The organism is Paenibacillus sp. P4_A7 (assembly GCF_056402455.1).
Window position 1 is genome coordinate 1 of the sequence record NZ_JBFUHJ010000748.1, and the last position, 1,482, is coordinate 1,482.

General features: G+C 45.5%; 1 protein-coding gene and 1 pseudogene. Both read right to left on the reverse strand.

Translation table 11 applies throughout. From position 1 onward, the window contains the following. Window positions 1-379: pseudogene (locus AC1DWN_RS33645) on the reverse strand (hypothetical protein); the annotation flags it as partial. A 196-nt stretch (window positions 380-575) separates the two neighbouring features. After that, window positions 576-1,482, reverse strand: a 907-nt coding sequence (gene tnpC, locus AC1DWN_RS33650; protein WP_477563171.1) for an IS66 family transposase, incomplete at its 5' end; no start/stop codon positions are given.

The window sequence follows — 1,482 nt, forward strand, 5'->3', positions numbered from 1 at the left end:
TTTTTACTGCTCCCGGCGATTGCCCCATATTGGGTGTCTCCGTCAATCCAAAATCATAACAATGTGGCAGTAAAGGCGAAAAATCATATTCATAAGGCAGGATAATCACGATGGAACCTCGTCTGTATCCGGAAGCATTCCACAAATGTTCGTATCCGATTACACATTCCTGATCTAAATTGACCTGATATTTGCCTTTGTCCCAAAAGAGAAATTTGAATTGAGATAAATCCATCGCGGGCGGTGTCATATGGCCGAATGCGCCCTCGAGTGGTTCGGCGGTTCCTTTAAAGACGAACGCTTGCTTTGCAGCAGCCAGCATAGGTTTGATAATTTCATTATGTGCTTTGAATTTATATGTATCTATATCTTGAAACATCCTCTCCCGGTCACTTAAAATTGTAAAAACAAGGGGACAATATTTTGTATTCATAAAATTACTTTTCCATCCTTTTTCAACGCTGTGCGCTTTTTCGGCTAAATATGCAAATCAATAATAACACATACGATTACTCAAAGTATGCATCAAATAGTCCCATCTTGTCTTTCAGGTGAGGGCTCATATAAGCTGAGAATTAAGATTTAAACACACGGCAAGTCAGCGGAAGAGAAGTTGACCAGGGCAGCAACTTATCCAGCGCTTCCGGATCTTTGGGATCTGAAAGCTGAGGGAGTTGCTCGAACAGATACATCAAGTATTTGAACGGGTTCAGTCCATTCTCTTTTGCCGTTTCAATCACGCTATAAATGATTGCGCTGGCTTTTGCTCCGCGGGGAGTGTTCGCGAACAGCCAATTTTTTCTTCCAATAATAAAGGGCTTAATCGCTCGCTCACTTCGATTGTTGTCAATTTCAAGTCGACCGTCTTTCAAGAATCCCGTCAACTTATCCCATTGATTCATGCTGTAAGCAATCGCTTCTCCAAGCTTACTTTTCGGCAATTTGCGAGGACGTTGCTGATGTAGCCATGYCAAATAAGCATCCAGAACAGGGCGACTTCGCTCTAATCGGATCGTATAGCGTTGTTCCGGTATGGCATCCTTCAGTTCTCGCTCAATCGCAAAGAGTTGATTGCAAAAACCGAGCCCTTGCTGGGCAGCCGTTTCCGTTTTATCTTGTGAGGGCGGTAGCGCTTTTAGTGCCTCGTCATATTTGCGACGTGCATGAGCCCAGCACCCAATCAACATGACATCTTTCACTTTGTGGTAGCCGGGATATCSATCCACGTGCAGATAACCGCTAAACCCACTCAAGTAGTTTCGTGGATTCTCTCCACCACGCGTTGGCCGGTAATCATACAGAACGATCGGCGGACCCATGCGACCGGTACGGTACAGCCATAGATACGATTGCGACTCCGCGGATTTCCCTGGTTCGCGTAGAACCTGAAGCGTCGTCTCGTCAGCATGCAGGATGTCTTGTTTCAGGAGATGCTCCTTCATCCGATCTGTGAGCAAGGAAAGCCATTGATCTGCACCGTAC